A 17,548-nucleotide genomic window follows, 5' to 3' on the forward strand; every position below is an offset into this window, starting at 1 on the left:
CATGCCCGCCGTACGTCACGCCATCGTCGATCTCATCCTTCGGCCGCCGCCTCAACGGTGTCCCTACTGCCGAAAACAAATCCTTGAAAAACACGGGCGCAAATAGAATCTGCCAAAGTAGTGCTAGTGCGGGTTCGTCTCTCCACCAGTGCTGCCAGCTTTTCGGGTGTCGGTAGCTCTCGTATGCCTTTGCAATCGATCGACGAGGGCACCTGCTCGGCTTCAACTGCATCGTTCGCCTCTAATGCGTTTGCATAGGCTTCTATGTCGCATTCGAGCGCCCTGAGGCGCTCCGCTAGCGTCCTCTGCGTGGTGATGCTCGCTTTGCTGGCATCGCCACGAAAGAAGGCGCTATCGATGGCCACGAGTTCACCGCCAAGCAGATCGAGCGTGCGCGCCAGAAAGACGAAGTCTCTGTTCGCGGCCTTCAACGCCGCCCCGTTCTCCTTACGGAAATTGGCTATGGTTCGATAGCCCGGAACGAGCCCGCGCAATAGCCAGATCAGCTCCAGATTGCGCCCGGCCTCTCGCTCGAGGTGACGCGAGGAGCGGATTTGATTGATATAGCCGTAGAGATAGAGCTTCAGCAGATCTGCCGGATCATATGGCGGCTGTCCCGCTCCGCTCTGGCGCCCAGCGTGTCGAAAACCAAGTGCGACCAGATCAAGGTTGGCAACGTAGGCGTCGATTGCCCGCACCGGGTTAGTCGCGTCGACGTAGTCCTCGATACGCGGTGGCAGGAGGCTGGTCTGCTCGCGGCATGAACCGCGTTTGAATGCACGAATCGTCATGCGAAGAATCGTACACCATCGCGCACCCAGGATTCTTGCCCAGTCTCAATCGCGTTGCCCACATGCCCACAGCAACCGCAGAAGAAGAAAAAAGGTTGAAGTCGCGATTCCAGATTGACCGCGCGGCTTGACCGATGCCAGAGAACCAGCCGGCCAGAACGCCTCGCCGCGGGGCGAGATCAAATCGGAAAGGTGGGCGACATCGTCTCGGAATATTCGGGCGACTTCATATCGGTACGCCTGGGCGACTTCGTCGGAATCCGCAAGCTAGATGATTCGGTTTTCCTCGGGCGCAGGAGATCTCATGCCTCGTTCTCCCCTTCCCCGTTCACGTTTTTGAGCGACCGCTTTTTCCGAAAAGTCGGCCACCATTTCTTTCAGCGCCGTCGTCTCACGACTCAGATCCTTCACCGCGCCAGAAGTTGCCACACGCGCCGTATCGCCGCCAGGCGATGTCTATCGGTCCCGAGGAAGTCCTTGGACCCGCCATGTACATTGAGGCGGCAATACCTGGGCTGGCTGAGTTCTAAAGATATTCTCGTCGCCCTGCAGTCCTTCCTGGACGATAGCGTCTTCTCTTCGGAGGGATATTCCGGCATGTTCTGGCGCCGAATGTCCTTTGGTACTCGTTCTGGTGGCACTTGCACGGTCCGGATTTCTGTTTCATCGATGCTTCTGGTGGCTACGATGAACCAGAAATCCCTCATCGGCCAAACCGTCAATTTGTCTCAGACGCTGTGATGGCGAGGCCTGATGAACCAGAGCATCCCTTCTCGAAAACACTGATCAGTCCTCAATTCCTGGCGCCGTACAATCCGGGTCGGCCATACAGAAAATGAGGTCGCAGAACCCTTCCAAGGGCATCTCATCGCATTGAGGGTAGTGTGTGTTGGCTACCCGCGCCTTGGTGTCGACCGGTTGCGCGGCAACGTCAGGGACGAAAGTGGGTACCGCCGTTGCAAGCGCCACGACGCTCGCAGTTACAAGAGCCAATTTTTTCATTCGAGAGCCGCTCCCTTAGATTGGCCCCAGCCGCCCTCAACGTGTCTTATGTGCGACCCCACGAGCTGTAAAATGCATACTTTTGATGGAATGCATATACAGTATGGATGAATATCGCGCGGAGCACCCCCGGCTGGCTACAGCCGATTCTGCCACCTCTATCGGAGTGGAGCCAGATGATCTCGTCGAGTGCGCCAGGCGCATGACCTGGAGAGAAGCTGTTCTTCGGCTTCGCGGGCACAAGGTGCCGTTGTTCGAGGCCCGGGACCGGCCGCAGCGGCTGGACCATGTCTTTGTCGCCTGCTGGAGCATCCAACCACACGTATGCCGAGGCGCGCTGGTCGCAAGCGGTGGCTGACTGGATTGCGATGCACGTCAATGCTTGGCGGGCGATCGGCGGCGGGCCGACGGCGATCGGAGGCTCGGAGATCCGGCGTGATCGCCAGTTGTCGCTATGAGCTCGCCCACTTAACCAGGAGCTGGCCAAGATTACGCCACCTTTATCCTGCCTATGCGTCCGCGAAAACCGCGCGATAAGGCGAAGGTGAAATGTGGCGGTGCAAATCATCCCGCGGTTTTACTGGCAGCCTGCGGAACTTGATAAAGCGCCGACCTCAAAGCCAAGGTGATGCGCAAGCTGGCGTGAGCCGCGAGCCGTTCGCTCACAGATCGCCACGTCAGGCTTAAAACCCTGCGACTAGCTGGCCGAAATATGTTGCCACAGCGACACGTCGACCTGGCTGGTACTGCTGTGACTCTGGCTGCCGCGATTGGTCAATGGTCCCAGAAGATCGAAGCTCTCAAGCGGTTTACGAGACAGCCCTATGCGTAGAAGAGACGCTCGAAAGGCCGAACGCCGGGCACGCTTTGTAGAGCAGTGTCCGGAGGCGGGGCAGATCAGCCAACGCGGAGATCCTCAGCTGATGTCTTACCCGAACGGCCGGCCTTGAGCTCATAACTTACCCGGGCCCCCTCTTCGAGGGTGGTGTAACCGGCCTTTTCGACTGCACTGATGTGCACGAAGACATCGGGACTTCCGTCCTCGGACCTGATGAACCCATAACCTTTGGTCGGGTTAAACCACTTCACAATACCCATTGCCACGGCGGCATCTCCATAGTGAACCATTGTGATTTAGCGAAGAGTCTCCCCGCCATCAAGACGGTCGGCAAGAGATGCCCAGAATCGCTGCGCTGGTCACGTGTTCGTTTTCTGTATCGCCTGGTCTAGCTGCGGCCGCATCGTGCAAGCGACAAAAAAATCCTGACGTCGACGACAGTTTCGCCGCAAGGCTTCAGCCCAGATGAACGTTTTGATATTCGCTTCACTGGTCGCGCACCAACGGTTTGCAGAACAGTTGCGAAGCCTCGAACATGCCGCCCTATCCAGAGCCGGCGGATGGCCTTCATCGACGTCGAACAATAGGGCGGCCATGAACTCCTTTGCGCAGCCCGGAGGAGGATTATCAATCCAAGCATGCCTGCATGAAAATACCGGACATCAAGCATGAAGACACTCGCAGGGCTACGCTTTAGCTGTTCGTCTTCCGATGTCAACCGCACGTCACGCCCTGTCGAACGAACGGGGTCTGCCGAGACAATCCTCAAGGAAGCGCATTTGGCAAGTTATCCGCTCGTCATGTTGTATTTGGGAAGCCCAAACCCGCTCGGAAACGGTGGAGCCTGGTTTAAACCAGTAACTTCCCCATCTGACGAACTTCGTCCGCCGCCGGCGGCTGATCAGCCTCTCTTTGGTTCGATGAATTCAGCGAAGCAACGTGAACGCGTTGAGACAACCAATGGTCTCGATTTGATCTGCTTCGATCAGCCCGATGCCGGAGCTTTACTCAGAACAAAGCCGCCTCCATGCATAGGTGTATTCGAGCGCCAGTTGACGCGCGTATTCAGTGAGACTGGCCGCGGCGCTGTGTCCCCCGTCGATGTTCTCGTAATAAAGGGTAACGCTGGCCCAGCGCGGCGAGCTTCGCGGCAGCCTTGCGGCCGTGCGCTGGATGCACGCGATCGTCCCTGGTGGAGGCAAGAATTAAGGGAACGGGATAGGCTCTTCCCGCCACCAGCTTCTGGTGGGGCGAGTACGGTTCGATCTACGCACGCCGCCCGGTCGGTCGCCAGCTCCGGCCTTCCGACAGTACGATATAGACGTCCATCATAGGGGTCCTGGCGTCGCCCGCGCCCGGCGTATCGGCGCGCATCCGAATAAGAGGTAGTAACCTGCAGAGAAGCTTCTCCTCTCAAACTGCCGCGGCTCACAACTTTGGCTGTCTCAGGTTCTCGCACTGCGCGGTGATACGGTCCGTTCCATGACATGCGCCTGTTCATACCGTGAGGAGGATACCCCGATGTGGTGGGCTTAATGCTCTGCCCGCGGCACTAAACAATGCAGGCGACTACCGACTACGCGCCAACGAACGAAATTGGTTCGGCCAAGTTTGCTAGGGACGTGCGTCCGTAATGACTCTTACGGAACGGTACCCACCTTCCGGAGAATATAAGCTGTACATTACGCACCGTGCGTCGACAGCAACATCACCGCACGAAAATGGGCCGAGGACAGCGCTTCTTCGCCTCTCCAGCAAGATGGGGTTGCGAGCAGGCTACAGCCTGTGCCGATCGCGGCTGTCTCGCGCAAACGAGTCGCGCACGATGGCCCTTTGCGATCCGGGTTGTACCGGAGCGGCCGCCACCATCGCAGTCATGATTTCATGTTGCGGCTGTTATCGAGCTGAGAGACGAAGTCGCCCCAAAGGTTCGCCTCTCAGAGGCAAAACGGCGCCATGGCGCGCGCTCGTTAGGGGCGAGTAGCTGGCTGGCCTCAATCAAGATGCAGCTTACGCCGCACGGCCCTATTGCGTTTGGGTTTCGCTCGGATCTCCCATCCGAAAGGCCGGCTCTGCGGCTTCGCTGCTGCCGCGCCGCAGATGCCAATGACAACGCCCCTCATCCCTACTTTGATCAAGTTGGGCCTTTGTCACGGAAGATTTCGTCGTATTTTTTACCCTGGGGAATTTCCTGCGCGGAGCGGTCGTCTCGCGGCAGAATTCGTCTCAGGCTGGAGGTGATTATGCAGTACGATCGGATAGATGCCCGGATCCTCGAGATCGTGCAAAGGAATAACCGTCTGACTTCCGACGTGATTGGCGAGATGGCCGGGCTTTCTGCTACCGCGTGCCAACGACGGTTGAAGAGGCTCCGCTCGGAGGGCATCATCCAGGCCGACGTGTCGGTCGTATCGCCAAGGGCGGTCGGACGACCTATTCAAGTGCTTGCACTGGTCACCTTGGAGCGGGAAAGCGCTGATATCATCGACAGATTCAAGAAGGCCATCAAATCATCCATTGACGTCGTCAACGGCTTTTACGTCACAGGCGATGCCGACTTCGTCCTGTACATTACCGCGCGGTCCATGGAGGAGTACGAGGAGTTCACGCGGCGCTTCTTCTACGAAAATCGCGACATCAAGGGCTTCAAGAGCATGGTCATATTGGATCGCGTAAAGGTTGGATTTGCTGTTCCGGTTGAGCTTCCCCCAGACGATTGATTGCACCGATGCGGGTGAGAGTCTCGCGCCCGCTATCGAGCTTGTTGCCATTGTGGCCGACGGATCACGCTGCAATGTCGTGGACGCAAGCATCGTACCGCTAAGACAAGGTGCAAAAGCAAGAACGCGGCACGTGGCGCGAACGCCTCCGTTCGCTTGGTCGAAATTCGTCGAAGACAGGCCTCTCAACGCTGGACTTGGGCGCCGTTGAGTTACTCGTTGCATCAATCAAGATGAAGATGCTGTTATAAGTCGTAATCACGGTCTCGTTATGGCACAAAGGCCCCTGCCGGGAGAGGGACCATGACCGATCGCGTGCCCGCCGTCCTCGAAGTGCTTGACTGCTCTGTATAGTGCTATCAGGCAGCTGCCTGGCACACGACCGGAGCCTGTGCGTTCTCTTCCGGTGCGTTTTGCGAAACGGCCCTTTGTGAAGAATGTAATCTTGGCGCGTCTTTCGCTCCAACAGCTTGCGGCAATGGGGAGTTGCCTCGAGCCGGTCGTCTTGAAGGAACGGATGGTTCTGCAAGAGCCAAAACGGCCCGACGAGCACATCTAAGCGGCCTCGTGTCGCTCAGAGTTGTTGCCGCGGGCAGTATGCTCGAAACCGCAGTCATAGGCCATCGCGGGGGGGCGGCACTTCTTTCTTGTAGGGAGGACATCTTTCAAGGATCAATCCGTCGTCGTCTTCCCCGGGAGCGCGCACAGAATTAGCGCGTCACCTCGTCCGCGCCACAACCCCGATCTCCACGGTAGTCTAAAAGTCGCCTCTCTGGAGGCTCGCGAGGTCAGTCCTATGTCTGAAGGCGCTGGACACTTGGACGCTGCTACCGCTTCACCCGTTTGGGCTGCGGCCAAGGCCGCCTCTCCTGACGCCTGTGCCTTCGAAATGGCCTCGGGCGCCCGGCCAAGTGCATGCACCACGCGACCCACTTGGGCAGCGTGACCTTGGGATTGTCGGGAAATCCATAGCGGCCGATTCGCGCCCGCTATGAGAACTGACGCCAGCCGACGCCGCAAGAGCGCGGATCCTGAGCCCTCGGCCTCTCTCGTGCACCGTCGATCAATCGCATTTCGAAGGGAAATCACCGATGATGTGCGTATAACAACGGCCTGACACGCGCGAGAGCCCGCATCGCATGATTTGCGGGAACTCGCATATCCGAGGGATGCGGGAGGGCGGCATCCCATGAAGGACGCGCGGCAGTGGATCAGGAACGAGCGTACCGTCACCCCGCCCGGCATATCATCAGCTGTCGTGATCCGAAGGACAGACGCTTGCCCGACTGCGTATCCTCGGCGGCCACTCTCCATCTCGCGACAGCGTTGCCGTCCATATCAACTATGCGGCCGAAGATGAACATCTTCCCTGCCGAAATCAATGAAGACCTGCAAACAGCCGGAGTGATGAGGGTGTGTAAAAGCTCTCATGCATCGACCGCATCGTCGGGCCCCACATCAACGCCGACACCCCGCGAGCACACACACGGTACTTTTCCGCGTTGGCACGCGCCGACAGCGCATCCTCGCGTAACCCTCTTCTCTTCTCAGAACTGATAGGAGAACTCCGTTTCCGTTTGCGCTATTCCTTCCGGGTCGAGCCGCCCGGCCAAAGCCACAGCCGATTGGCGGCGAATAGCCGAACTTTGAGGTCGCTGATGCTGATTTCGAATGCTGCGGTGTGAGTAGCACGATAAGTCGACAGTCGCATTATGATCGCGAGCCGGAGCACCTCCGCTATGCTTGTTCCACATGAGTGTGAGCTGTCATCCCACCCAGCGGGCATGGTGATTGAGGTTCTCGATTCCGGTTCAAGTGCATGCACTCCGCCGATTGTTTTTGTCGGCAGAAATCGAGCTGGTAACTGGGTTGCCCGCGAAAAACGGGGCGCGTTTGGCGGACTTTTTATCAACCGCGCTGAAGCTCTGAAATACGCTCTCTTCAAGAACGGACGCCATCCCGAGAGCATCATCGAAGTGGTGCGTCAGATCGAGCTCGAGATTCCAAGCCCGTGAACTACAGAACACGAACGATTGACCACCCTTCTGCATCCGCCGACCCGTCGGAGCCGGCTTTCGCTAACCGATGTTTCTTGAGCGTGCGCACTTCAACCTTCAATTTGGCACCTACAGGCTTTCCGCTGCAGGTTCTGTGGGTCGACAGTCACCGGCCAATCATTGCTTCGCTTCGCATTCCGCCGGAGCAACCCACAGTCGGCCCTTACATTTCGCTAGATCTGCATCAGCGGCAACGGAACGGCGGCGGTTACTCAATAAGACGCAGACGCCGCGCCTTGACGACGCATTGGATACGGGTGGTCGTTTCCAGCTTTCGCATTGCATTTTTGACATGAAAGTTGACGGTGTTCTCGCTCACTTTCAGGATGACTCCGATGGCCCAGGATGACTTCCCCTCCTCGACCCATCGTAAGCACTGTCTTTCCCGTGCCGACAAAACAATCTCTTGCACATCCGCCATGAGTTTCTCCTGGAGCAGAGAGGACGTGGAATGAGATCAGCAAATGCCATACCAGTCAGTGGCACCGCAAAGTCTCGCGGCAGCGACAAGATTTTGGGAGATTGCAAGTTTACTTCTCCGGAGACTGCCACGCAACTGCAGCCCCATTAACGGGATGCGACATATGTCGAAAACGCAACAACAGTAACTACGACAACCGTCGCAGTCGATATTTGCTCAGCATTTATGTGAGCTGGATATCACCGTTTGGCCAGGCGTCCCCCCGGAAGGGGTGAATGCTCTGTGAAGGTCCGTAGCACCCGGCTTGGCAGCCGAGATCCTTCATTTGCACCAAAGCTTTCCTTTCCAGCGTGTCGGCTCGGATCCACCCATCACAACAGCCCCGCGTTCGGCACCCATCCTAAGGCGATCATGCAAGCTTTTACGCCCCAATCACCTACCAACGCTGGTCATTGATCGCCATCACACCAAAAAGGTATGAGCAGTGCAGTTTGCGCCAATCGAAGGCCGGCCCTCCAGGACTTCTGTATGAAGTATCAACCACAACCCGCTCGGCCCAACGCAGGTCATCAATGCGTCCGGCCGTCACCTGTCGAAATGCTTCGTGCCCAGTTCTGCTCGAATGGCGAGCTCTCGTTTCTGATGGAGGCGCATGACGGCCTATCCGCTACAATCGCCCAGCGCTCAGGGTTCAAGGGGCTCTGCGCGTCCGGTCTGTCGATTGCCTGTTCTCTAGGTTACCGCGACGCGAACGAAGCAGCGTGGAGCCAGCTTGTGGACGCCGTTGAGCGGATCGTGGATTCGAGCCACACTTCCTGTCCTGGTTGACGGCGACGGCGGCTTCGGGAATTTCAACAATGCCCGCCTGCTGGCGCGCAAGCTCCTCCAGCGCGCCGCTGCCGGCGTCGCATGGAGGACAACTGTTTTTCGAAGATGAACTCCTTTTTTGGGGATCGGCACCCCCTCGCCGATATCGACGAATTCTCGGGCCGCCTCCGGGCAGTGAAGGATACGGTCGCAGACGACCTGGTTCTGGTGGCAAGGATCGAGGCGTTGATCGCTGGATATGAGATGGACGAAGCACCTTTGCGCGCTCACGCCTACGCCGACGCGGGAGCCGATGCGATCCTCATTCATTCGCGAAGGAGCACCGCGGACGAAATCCTTTCGTTTGCGCGCGCTTGGCAGAACAGATTGCCCGTCGTGATCGGTCCGACGAAAAATATTACCGAACACCGAGCTCTGTATACCGTAAAGCCCGCATCTCCACCGTGATCTGGGCCAACCACTCTATGCGAGCTGCAGTAGCGGCAATGCGGCAAGCCTGCAGTCGCATCATCGCTGAGGAAAACACCGCGAGCGTTGAGCCGAATATCGCTACTCTCGACGAAGTCTTCGAACTTTTGAAGTACGACGAACTCGCCCGTGCGGAAGCGGTATATCTGCGGCCCGACGCTGAATTGCGCAAATAGAGTTTCGTCGATACAGGAGCATATTTGTTGCCGAAGACCTACCGTCTTGGACTTCCTGCTAGCTGGCCAGGTGCGACTTCAATCTCAAACGGCTTTCGTTGTACCGAGATGTCCTTAGATCGCGTAGCACGCCTCACTCGGCCGAAATACGCGTTTTGCCATCTGGGAGCAGGTATCGGATCCATAGCCCCCCCCTCTTTGGAAAAGGACTGACGACGACCATTTGTCTGCCTTCACCCCTCGGGGTTGATTTTCAAGGCTCCGGCAGACTTGATTTCGCTTCGGCAAGCATAAGTTGTGGGCGAAAGACACCCGTCGGTGCTTCACCTTAGCGGGAGCCACGAAGAGGAACTAAATGGTGACTGATGCTCCCAAGAACGCCGTTATTCTCGCCGCGGGCTGCGGCTCTCGCCTGCGTCCTCTGACAGATCCGAGGCCGAAGCCGCTCATCGAGGTCAATGGCACTTCGATTCTTCACAACGCGCTGCGCCATCTGGAAACTGTCGGCGTGGAAGAGGTGACGATCGTCGTGGGTTACCGCAAAGACGCCATTCAGTATGCCTGCGGCAGCCGCTTTGGCGGGCTCAGAATCAAATATGTCGAGTCGACTGTTTTTGACCGCACCGGAAGCGCCTATTCTTTGTGGCTGGCGCGCGACGCTCTTCTCTCCGGCAACTGCTTTCTTCTCGAGGGCGACGTCTTTTTCGAAGTGGACGCGTTGCGATATTTGATTATCTGCCGGGGACTGACGTGGCTGCAGCCGTTCCCTTCGATGGTTCCATGGAAGGATCAGCCGTCCTGTTGGCAGAACGGCTTCATCTCAGGTTTTCGAATGAAGCAAACGGCGTCAACTCTTGTTGCGGATGCCCCAAGGCTATTCAAGACGATGAACCTATTATGTCTCTCGGCGCCGACGCTCAAGCCAACGATCGTTCCGACGCTGGACGATATCATCGCTGCCGGAGCTAGGCAGACCTACACCGAAGAACTTTTGGGTTATCTGATAGAAAGACGAGGTTTGCAGCTTGCAGCTGCGCGATGCGATGGCCTCATCTGGTACGAAATTGAGAATGCTGAGAATTTGCAAATTGCCGAGCGCATTTTCAGGAATCGAACGAACACCTACACGCCGAGACGTGATTTGCAGACTAGGTGAGAGTCCAATGCTAAAATACCTTTGGGATCCAGCGAACGCCATAACAATTGCGGGTCTCCTCTTTTCCTCCACCAGCCTATTTCTTGCTCTCTCTGAGCACCTCGAGCTATCTGTGGGAGTAGCGCTTTGGGCTGTTCTATCGGACCACCTCGATGGGTTTGTGGCAGGTCGTACGAAGGGTCGCGATCCAGATGTTGCAAAGATCGGAGCGAGCCTCGACGGGTTTGCCGATATTGTCTATGGAGCTGTTCTGCCCGCGGTAATTGTGATACAAGTCAGCCAAGCCTCGGCGCTCGCCCTTGTGACCGCAACCACGCTACTGGTCGCTGGTGCAATAAGGCTTAGCTACTTTGCGAACTTTGGCCGGTCGTGCGATGAATGCTTCTTAAGCGTTCCCTTGTCTTACGACGTGCCGTTCCTAGCGCTCTTATTTCTTCTTAAGCCTCTCATTCCTGCTGAAGCATTTGCTGACGCCGTGAGCATTGGCTTCTTGCTGCTTGCTATGGCGCATGTCGCGCCTGTTCGTGTGCCACCACTCAGCGCAATAATGTATGCGGCAATAAGCATCTTTGCAGTCGCATCATCATCGGTGGCTTTGGCTAGTCGGTCCCTTTGATTGCGGATGGAAGTATGACCCAACGAAGTGGGCGGCTGCGTGTTGCAGGCTTTCCCTACCATGCAGGTCGCGTGATGACGTGTAGTCTCGCCAATCGCAATGTGCGCGCACAGTCTTATTGTCGGGCCACTTTTCACGCGAATCGGCGTTGCCCGATGGTTGTTCGCCGTGAGCTAGTCGAGAGAACGCAATCGTTCTAGAATTTTCGTCGGCCCTAAAACGTTTCAGCTAGTCTCACTCATGAACAGCATTGCACAGACAACCCTACCGCTTAGGTCGGATGACGCCTCTGACCTCGTGAACCGATTCCCCGGCGGCTATTGGAAGTATGACATCAAGGACTTCGTCCTTCTGGTGAATCCATATTTTCCGCCGCAAGCGTTCCTTGACGAACTTAAGGACGCTCTACCGCGGCTTATCACCTGCTATCCCTCTCCTAGCGTGCAGATGCTTCAGCTTCTTGAGGATGCGGTGAAGATTCCGGCGCATAATCTTGTCATTTGCAATGGCGTGGCTGAACTGATTCCCATCCTTCTTGGTCGACCGGGTATGAGGATTGCGGTCCCGGTCCCAACCTTCAATCCTTATGAAACCACCGCCTTGCCCGGGCGGTTGTCTCGCTTCGTCCTGCCACCGCCAGATTTTGAACTCGATGTGCAGGGCTATGCGGCGTTTGCGCGTGCAACTGGTGTCGACGGTGCGGTCGTGATATCGCCGAATAATCCAACTTCGCGCGCCGTTCCCTATGCGGACATGCTATATCTCGCTTCCGCGCTTCGAGATCAGCAGCAACTCCTATTGATCGATGAGTCATTCATCGAGTTTAGTGAAGTCGGACGAAGTGCGAGCCTGGAACATCACTTGCTCGAATTTCCCAATGTTATCGTTCTCAAAAGCCTGGGAAAGATTTACGGGACATGCGGTTTGCGCATCGGCTATGCGGCATCGGCAAATGCACAGACGATGAACGAAATTAGAGCTGCCCTGCCCGCGTGGAATGTCAACACGTTTGCCGAGTTTTTTCTAAGCAAGCTTCCTCACCTGGCGCAGGCGGCGAAGCGGAGTTGGATGAGGGTGGGCAGCGACAGGGACAAATTGTACGCAGACCTGCGCAGCATCGACGGAATGAGAGTTCTAAAGCCAGATGCAAATTTCGTGTTCTGCGAACTCCCGCCCCATTTTCCGGATGGGGACGTGATCGCCTCAGAACTTTTAAAGGATAGACGGATATTGATCAGGCACACTGGTGGCAAGACGCTTCAGAATGGCAAACGTTTCTTGCGCATCGCAAGCCGCACTGAAGACGACAATAGGCTTTTGGTGGAAGCACTGAAAGGCATTTCTGATTAGCGCGACCGCCCCGGTACAGAGCCTTCGAATTCGTCGGGACAGCTCCCCCAGACTTTCTTTGGCACCGCGCGATTAGGCACACGCCGCGACTCTGCCGGTACGGGCCAAGCAATATCCATTAGGCTGATCTCATATTTGGTCGGTCGAGCGGAAGCAAGGAAGATCAAGGCGCCGCGCAACCACATCGCGGTTCTCAACACGCGGTCGGCGACCACAATCCTCCGGCGCGGAACGACTGTGTACAGCACTCCGGCTGATCTTCATTGCCACCTAATCTGGTATGTTCTGGAGGCCCTGAGCCAGTCGCTGAACCTGCGAAGACATCGCTGGTAACGGAGAAGCCTGCGGATGCAGCCTCCTAGATGTTTAGTGCCGGCATTAGCTGGAGCGGATTGAGCGTGAATCGTTCTGGCTCTTTGCCCAGGCCCTGCAGATGAACTCGTAGGGTGTGAGGCCTTTGACAGTTTTGAGTCGCTTGGCGAAGTTGTAGGCGTTGACGAAGTCTGAGAGATGGCTGCGGAGCTCGGCGTGAGTCTCGTAGTGGAAGCGCTTGACCGTGGCGTCCTAGATCGTTTGGTTCATGCGTTCGACTTGACCGTTGGTCCAGGGATTTTTGGGCTTGGTGAGGCGATGAACGATATCGTTGCGGGCGCAGGCCACGACGAAAGCATGCGCCCAGAAGGACTCCTTCCGCTCGATCTTCTCCTTGATGTCAGCAGCGGTCCGCCTGTCGCCGGCCGGATCGGTGAAGTGAGTGCACGGCCTTGATGAGATTCTGCAAGAAGTCGGCGGCGACGCGCCTGGTGGCTTTCTCAAACTTGGAGGTGCGATCGACGAGGAGATAGGGCCGGCCTTCGGCGGTGCGGAGCTCAGCTATGTCGATGTGGAAGTAGCCGATTGGGTAGCTCTTGAACTTGCGTTTGATGCCTTTGCCCTCTTCCACGTCCGGCAGCCGCGAAATGCTGTGGCGCTGAAGACATCGATGAAGCGATGAGCGGGTCAGGTGCGGGATCGTGGCCTGAAGAGCGTAGAGACAGTCGTCGAGCGGCAACAGCGTATGCTTGCGAAAGGCCACGATGATGGTCTCGTCCTCTACCGATAGAGAGGTGGACTTTGGCTCCTAGCTAGGGTTCTGTCTTCAGATCAGTGACGGAGCCGCACCTCTTCCACTTGGCGACCGTTTTGGGATTGATCCCATAGCGCTTAGCCACGCTCTTGTCTTGACTATTTTGTATTGCTCGACGGACCGCCTCTGTCGTGGTGGCGCAGCCGTGTAAAACTTGTCCCATAGCGCTTCCTTCGAATCGTGCGATAAGGATGTACCATCAAAGCTCGGGGCTAAACATCGAGTGCTTCCGGGAAACTTGGAAATGATTGCGTTGTAGTGGTCAGAGAGCTTGTCCGGGGAACTCTGCCTGCGCTTTTTTCGGCGACTATGCATTTGACGACACCACGCAACGCAACCAAACCAAAGGCGCGTGGTGCAGCATCTCTCAAGCGTTAGCGGCTTTTTTGCTTGGCCTTGGCTGGATAGGCGCTGAGCCGCTTCGTCGGTTGGGCCCCGCCTTGCCTGGTCGGCTTTGTGTCCTTCGGAGGCGGTGCCGACAGAGCGCCGCGCATGATGTCGTCAAAATCGCTTTGCTTCATCCGCATCTCATCTGCTGGCTTTGCATTGGTCTTAGGCATTCGACAAACGTCCTTCCTGTTGTCGATGTCGAGGATGATCACCTCGGCAGGCTTGGTTCGAACAATGTACAGGATGCGATACTCGCCGGACCTCTCACGATACCCCGCCTCTCCGAGAGGCGTTTGCACTTGGTGCAGCTTTTTCGAACCGGGCGGAAAAGGGTTCGTATGGAGCGCCTTGGCTTTCTTTATCAACTGCCGACTGATCTTTGGCGGCAGTCCCGCGATGAAGTCCAGCGCGGAGTCGGTAAATGCAAATCCAACGAGGGGCATTTAGTCTTCCGAGAGGGCAGACAGACGTGCACTAAGCTCCGACCCGCTAATTAGCTTTGTTGACCCCTTCTGTAACTCACCTAGACGAGTGCGCGCGGTATTATTATCGAGCGCATCTTCCGCGTCTTCAAGCATTTGGTTTTCAACGCGAGCGGCGCGCTCAAGATATCCCTCAATTCGCTTGATTTGCTCCTTGTCGTGAGGAAGCGGAAAGTCTGCAATGCGCGCCGGTGTCGCCTTCCTACCGTAGCTGAACCGCCAGCGCTCATTGCGGATCGCGGCGGCTGCAACATAAAGCATGGCATGCGGGACGCCTTCCTTGGGAAATAAGACGAGAGAGTCATCCGTTACGCCACAAGGCCATTCCTGCACATGAGCCACGGCGATTGAGCCCGTACTAGGAACAGTAACAAACGGCGGCTCAAGCACGGCCTCAAAGTCAAAGAAACCGTAGCATCCGTTATCCATTCCACTCGATGAGATAACGAGAGAATTTCCGGCCAAGAGCGCTTCTTTGTTGTGCAGGGCTTTCTGACCATAAGCGATATCAAAATAAGCGCCCACTGTGCCCGGCTCGGAGCGCAGCGGCCGAATCTTGCGGGCTTTCCTCAGGTCGATTGGGTTGTCGGTATTAAGGCGCACCACGTCGGCCGCATGTGCCGCCACAAAGGCGGTTCTGCCTCTAATGACCTCAAGGACGGCATCATCAAGCTCATTCTCGGGCAACTCTCTCAAGCGAATGTAAGCCCCTGGTGCAAAGCTGACGTCCTCGTCAAGCTTCGACCAGCCAGAAAAACCCGGCTCAGATTTGCTTTCGCGATAGTGGCTCAACGCCTTTGATAGCTCACTACCTTCGCAAGGAATGCGCACTCCTTTCTTGAGCCTAAAGCCGTCATTTTCAATCCGCGCAAAGAATACCGGCCTCTTTGCCGAGTGAGGAATTCCCTTCCGCAAAACGACTATGACTGTGTACGGTTGCGCATAAGGCTGAAACAGCTCGTCGGGAAGCTTTATCGCAGCCTCTAGCGAGTTTTTCTCCAGAATGGATTTGCGCCATTCCGTCTTATTGCTTTTCACTAGAAGCGACAACGGTATGATTGCGGCAAATCTGCCGCCCTGCGAAAGCCCCTCAAGCGCGCGCTCAACGAAACGCTCCGTTGGCGCATCTGTGCTTTTGTGCGGGTAAGGCGGATTCATCAAAACGACGCTCGTTGACTTCATCGGATACTCTGGCGCCGTGAATGCGTCCCCGCGATGCACGCTCGACGACCCGTCTCCCCGGAGGATCATATTCGCTACACACAAAGCGGCCGTGATGGGCTCATCATCAAATCCGATGAGGCGCTTTTTAACAAGCTTCACCATCTCAGAACGTGAAAGCTTATGTTCGCGCGCTATGCGATCCATCGCTGCAATGAGAAATCCGCCCGTACCGCAAGCCGGGTCAAGAACGATGTCGTTCTTGGTGACCTCGACAAACTCGGCGCAAAAGCTCGCGATATGACGGGGCGTAAAATACTGGCCAATTGTGTTTCCGCCAGCGTAGCGAAAGAACGTCTCATAGAGTTGGCCTAGATAGTCGTGCTCGGCCGTGAGAACAGAGACATTCAAGCGCTCAAGAATATTGATTATACGGCGCGCTTTAATTGCAAGCTTGTCGTTGGCCTCATCGACATGGAGGCTTTTTGCTAAGTCAGGCTTTTGGGCTTTCCAGAAGGCCTGCTCACAGGCCTGATTGATGTCACCCAGAATGTATTCAGGGTCTTTTCGCAACTGTCCACGGGATTGCCACAGCGCCAACATGCAAGCACCGACAACGGCTGGCCGTGACCGATCGTTGACGTTGGACTCTCGCAACAGGCGATTAATCTCATCGGCCCGCGCAGCCAGCACATCTGGCGTGGGGACAGATGGCCGTAGATCTGCAGTTGTCTCACGCCGGCGCAGCCTGTCGGTATCAATCCGATTAGGTATCCAGCCTATAAGATTTCCTTCATAGGTGGCGGCGCGCCATTTCTTGCCATCCCACTTGAAGACCCGAACTTCAAACGCGTCCTCGCTCGTGCCAGCAACCGCAACGGCAAGAGGACTGTAGCCAGCGTCAATGAGAGCGCGACCGTAGACCGTCGTGACTTCTTTTGCAGCGTTATCGATGTCTGCGACAGACGCTTTGGCCTCGATGACGAGCAGGGGTTGGAAGGTTTGCCGATCAACAAGAACACCTTCGGGCAAACCGTGCCCGATTGCAGTCACCTTGCTACGGTGAAGGAATACGTCCCGCAGGTGGTCATGGTCTTTGTATTCGTGCTGCCGCAAAAGTTCGCCATTGGGAGCGCGCCGCGTATCCCAACCTTGAGCAGTCAGCAATTCGGTTAGCAGGTGCTCAGCGCGAACCTCAGATACTCTTACTCGCGCCATTACTTTCTGCCCTTCGGGCGATACATCATCAGGCGCTTGCCTTCGATGCGACGGACGCCAGTCGCCGTTCTTTCGCCATCCGTCTTTTTGCGTGTGTTGTATTTAAAATCGAGTTCAGCTGCGTACAGGAACCGTTTCTACCAATGCGGTGGAAGGCTATTTCGGAAACAAAGCGGAGCATTGACGGGACGCATCATGCCGTGAGCCGTCAGCACCCTCATGCCAATTCAGGACGCCTCTAGGTAGAAATGGCTGTTTCCGGAACGATCAAAGTCTCGGACCAACTGTTGCGCAATCGGGGCGTTTGGCCAGAGCAGCGTGCGGCCGAGCGAAACGGGAAGGGCGTGGTGCAATCGTCCCAGACTTGCCGCAGCCGCCTGGCAGAACGATTCCTACTTCAGGTTTGTCTGTGATTTCCGGGGCGAAGTCCGCGAACCTCGCTCTGCGGCTCCGCAGTTGCTCATTGCCGTTGACGTTCGGCGTGCGGTTCTGAAATGATGAGGGCGTTCAAACTCTTGAGGTTAAATTCCATACTAACACGACTTTAGCTTGATTGACCGCTGCAGAGCGCAGATGGCCTTCGTCCAGGGTTGGACTTTCGGATCATTAGTTAGGATGACCTGACCTGCCACTGCGTATTTCCTCCAGAAGGAGTTAGAGTCCGGCCCGAAGAAGGACGGACAGATGAAGCGAGCAAGGTTCACGGAAGAGCAGATTATCGCGCTGTTGAAGGAGCATGAGGCCGGGG

The 17,548-nt window shown here is 56.5% G+C and carries 9 protein-coding genes and 6 pseudogenes; 8 read left to right on the top strand and 7 right to left on the bottom strand.

Annotated features, from left to right (window positions below; genetic code table 11):
• Nucleotides 1-440: 440 nt before the first annotated feature.
• A pseudogene (locus P0R31_RS39050) lies at nucleotides 441-791 on the bottom strand (transposase); the annotation flags it as partial.
• Between the two features lie 114 nt (nucleotides 792-905).
• Between P0R31_RS39050 and P0R31_RS39055 the strand changes: the two are divergent.
• The gene (locus tag P0R31_RS39055) at nucleotides 906-1,532 is read left to right on the top strand and encodes a hypothetical protein (protein ID WP_275520564.1); all 627 of its coding nucleotides are present in this window, start codon (nucleotides 906-908) and stop codon (nucleotides 1,530-1,532) included.
• 1,158 nt (nucleotides 1,533-2,690) lie between these two features.
• Here the strand turns inward: P0R31_RS39055 and P0R31_RS39060 are convergent.
• Nucleotides 2,691-2,897, bottom strand: coding sequence for a cold-shock protein (locus tag P0R31_RS39060; protein WP_275520566.1), 207 nt, complete (start codon nucleotides 2,895-2,897; stop codon nucleotides 2,691-2,693).
• 1,977 nt (nucleotides 2,898-4,874) lie between these two features.
• Between P0R31_RS39060 and P0R31_RS39065 the strand changes: the two genes are divergently transcribed.
• The gene (locus P0R31_RS39065) at nucleotides 4,875-5,351 is read left to right on the top strand and encodes an Lrp/AsnC family transcriptional regulator (protein WP_275520569.1); all 477 of its coding nucleotides are present in this window, start codon (nucleotides 4,875-4,877) and stop codon (nucleotides 5,349-5,351) included.
• Between the two features lie 1,784 nt (nucleotides 5,352-7,135).
• Complete coding sequence (locus P0R31_RS39070) at nucleotides 7,136-7,366, top strand: hypothetical protein (protein ID WP_275520572.1); 231 nt, start codon at nucleotides 7,136-7,138, stop codon at nucleotides 7,364-7,366.
• 250 nt (nucleotides 7,367-7,616) lie between these two features.
• Here P0R31_RS39070 and P0R31_RS39075 read toward each other — a convergent pair whose 3' ends face one another.
• Nucleotides 7,617-7,829, bottom strand: a complete 213-nt coding sequence (locus P0R31_RS39075; RefSeq protein ID WP_057030437.1) for a response regulator transcription factor — start codon at nucleotides 7,827-7,829, stop codon at nucleotides 7,617-7,619.
• A gap of 642 nt (nucleotides 7,830-8,471) precedes the next feature.
• Between P0R31_RS39075 and P0R31_RS39080 the strand changes: the two are divergent.
• The 4 genes and pseudogenes from P0R31_RS39080 to P0R31_RS39095 all read left to right on the top strand — a co-directional run bounded on the left by P0R31_RS39080 (nucleotide 8,472) and on the right by P0R31_RS39095 (nucleotide 12,423).
• Nucleotides 8,472-9,104, top strand: a pseudogene (locus P0R31_RS39080) (isocitrate lyase/phosphoenolpyruvate mutase family protein).
• A 552-nt stretch (nucleotides 9,105-9,656) separates the two neighbouring features.
• Nucleotides 9,657-10,457: pseudogene (locus P0R31_RS39085) on the top strand (phosphocholine cytidylyltransferase family protein).
• A 7-nt stretch (nucleotides 10,458-10,464) separates the two neighbouring features.
• Nucleotides 10,465-11,073: a CDP-alcohol phosphatidyltransferase family protein gene (locus P0R31_RS39090; RefSeq protein WP_275520574.1), complete on the top strand. Its 609-nt coding sequence runs from the start codon at nucleotides 10,465-10,467 to the stop codon at nucleotides 11,071-11,073.
• 297 nt (nucleotides 11,074-11,370) lie between these two features.
• Nucleotides 11,371-12,423 (top strand): pyridoxal phosphate-dependent aminotransferase, encoded by a 1,053-nt coding sequence (locus P0R31_RS39095; RefSeq protein WP_275520576.1) that lies wholly within the window; start codon nucleotides 11,371-11,373, stop codon nucleotides 12,421-12,423.
• Between the two features lie 358 nt (nucleotides 12,424-12,781).
• Here P0R31_RS39095 and P0R31_RS39100 read toward each other — a convergent pair.
• The 4 genes and pseudogenes from P0R31_RS39100 to P0R31_RS39115 form a co-directional block, all read right to left on the bottom strand.
• Nucleotides 12,782-13,712: pseudogene (locus tag P0R31_RS39100) on the bottom strand (integrase core domain-containing protein).
• Nucleotides 13,713-13,923: 211 nt separating this feature from the next.
• Nucleotides 13,924-14,382: a type II toxin-antitoxin system RelE family toxin gene (locus P0R31_RS39105; RefSeq protein WP_275520579.1), complete on the bottom strand. Its 459-nt coding sequence runs from the start codon at nucleotides 14,380-14,382 to the stop codon at nucleotides 13,924-13,926.
• The gene (locus P0R31_RS39110; protein ID WP_275520581.1) at nucleotides 14,383-16,800 is read right to left on the bottom strand and encodes an HsdM family class I SAM-dependent methyltransferase; all 2,418 of its coding nucleotides are present in this window, start codon (nucleotides 16,798-16,800) and stop codon (nucleotides 14,383-14,385) included.
• Nucleotides 16,800-16,928, bottom strand: a pseudogene (locus P0R31_RS39115) (IS1595-like element ISApr7 family transposase); the annotation flags it as partial. The pseudogene P0R31_RS39115 and the gene P0R31_RS39110, both read right to left, overlap by 1 nt.
• Before the next feature lie 2 nt (nucleotides 16,929-16,930).
• Between P0R31_RS39115 and P0R31_RS41225 the strand changes: the two are divergent.
• Nucleotides 16,931-17,039 (top strand): annotated as a pseudogene (locus P0R31_RS41225) (IS1595-like element ISApr7 family transposase); the annotation flags it as partial.
• Nucleotides 17,040-17,548: the final 509 nt, after the last annotated feature.

This window comes from Bradyrhizobium yuanmingense, assembly GCF_029167105.1.
Classification (GTDB): Bacteria; Pseudomonadota; Alphaproteobacteria; order Rhizobiales; family Xanthobacteraceae; genus Bradyrhizobium; species Bradyrhizobium yuanmingense_A.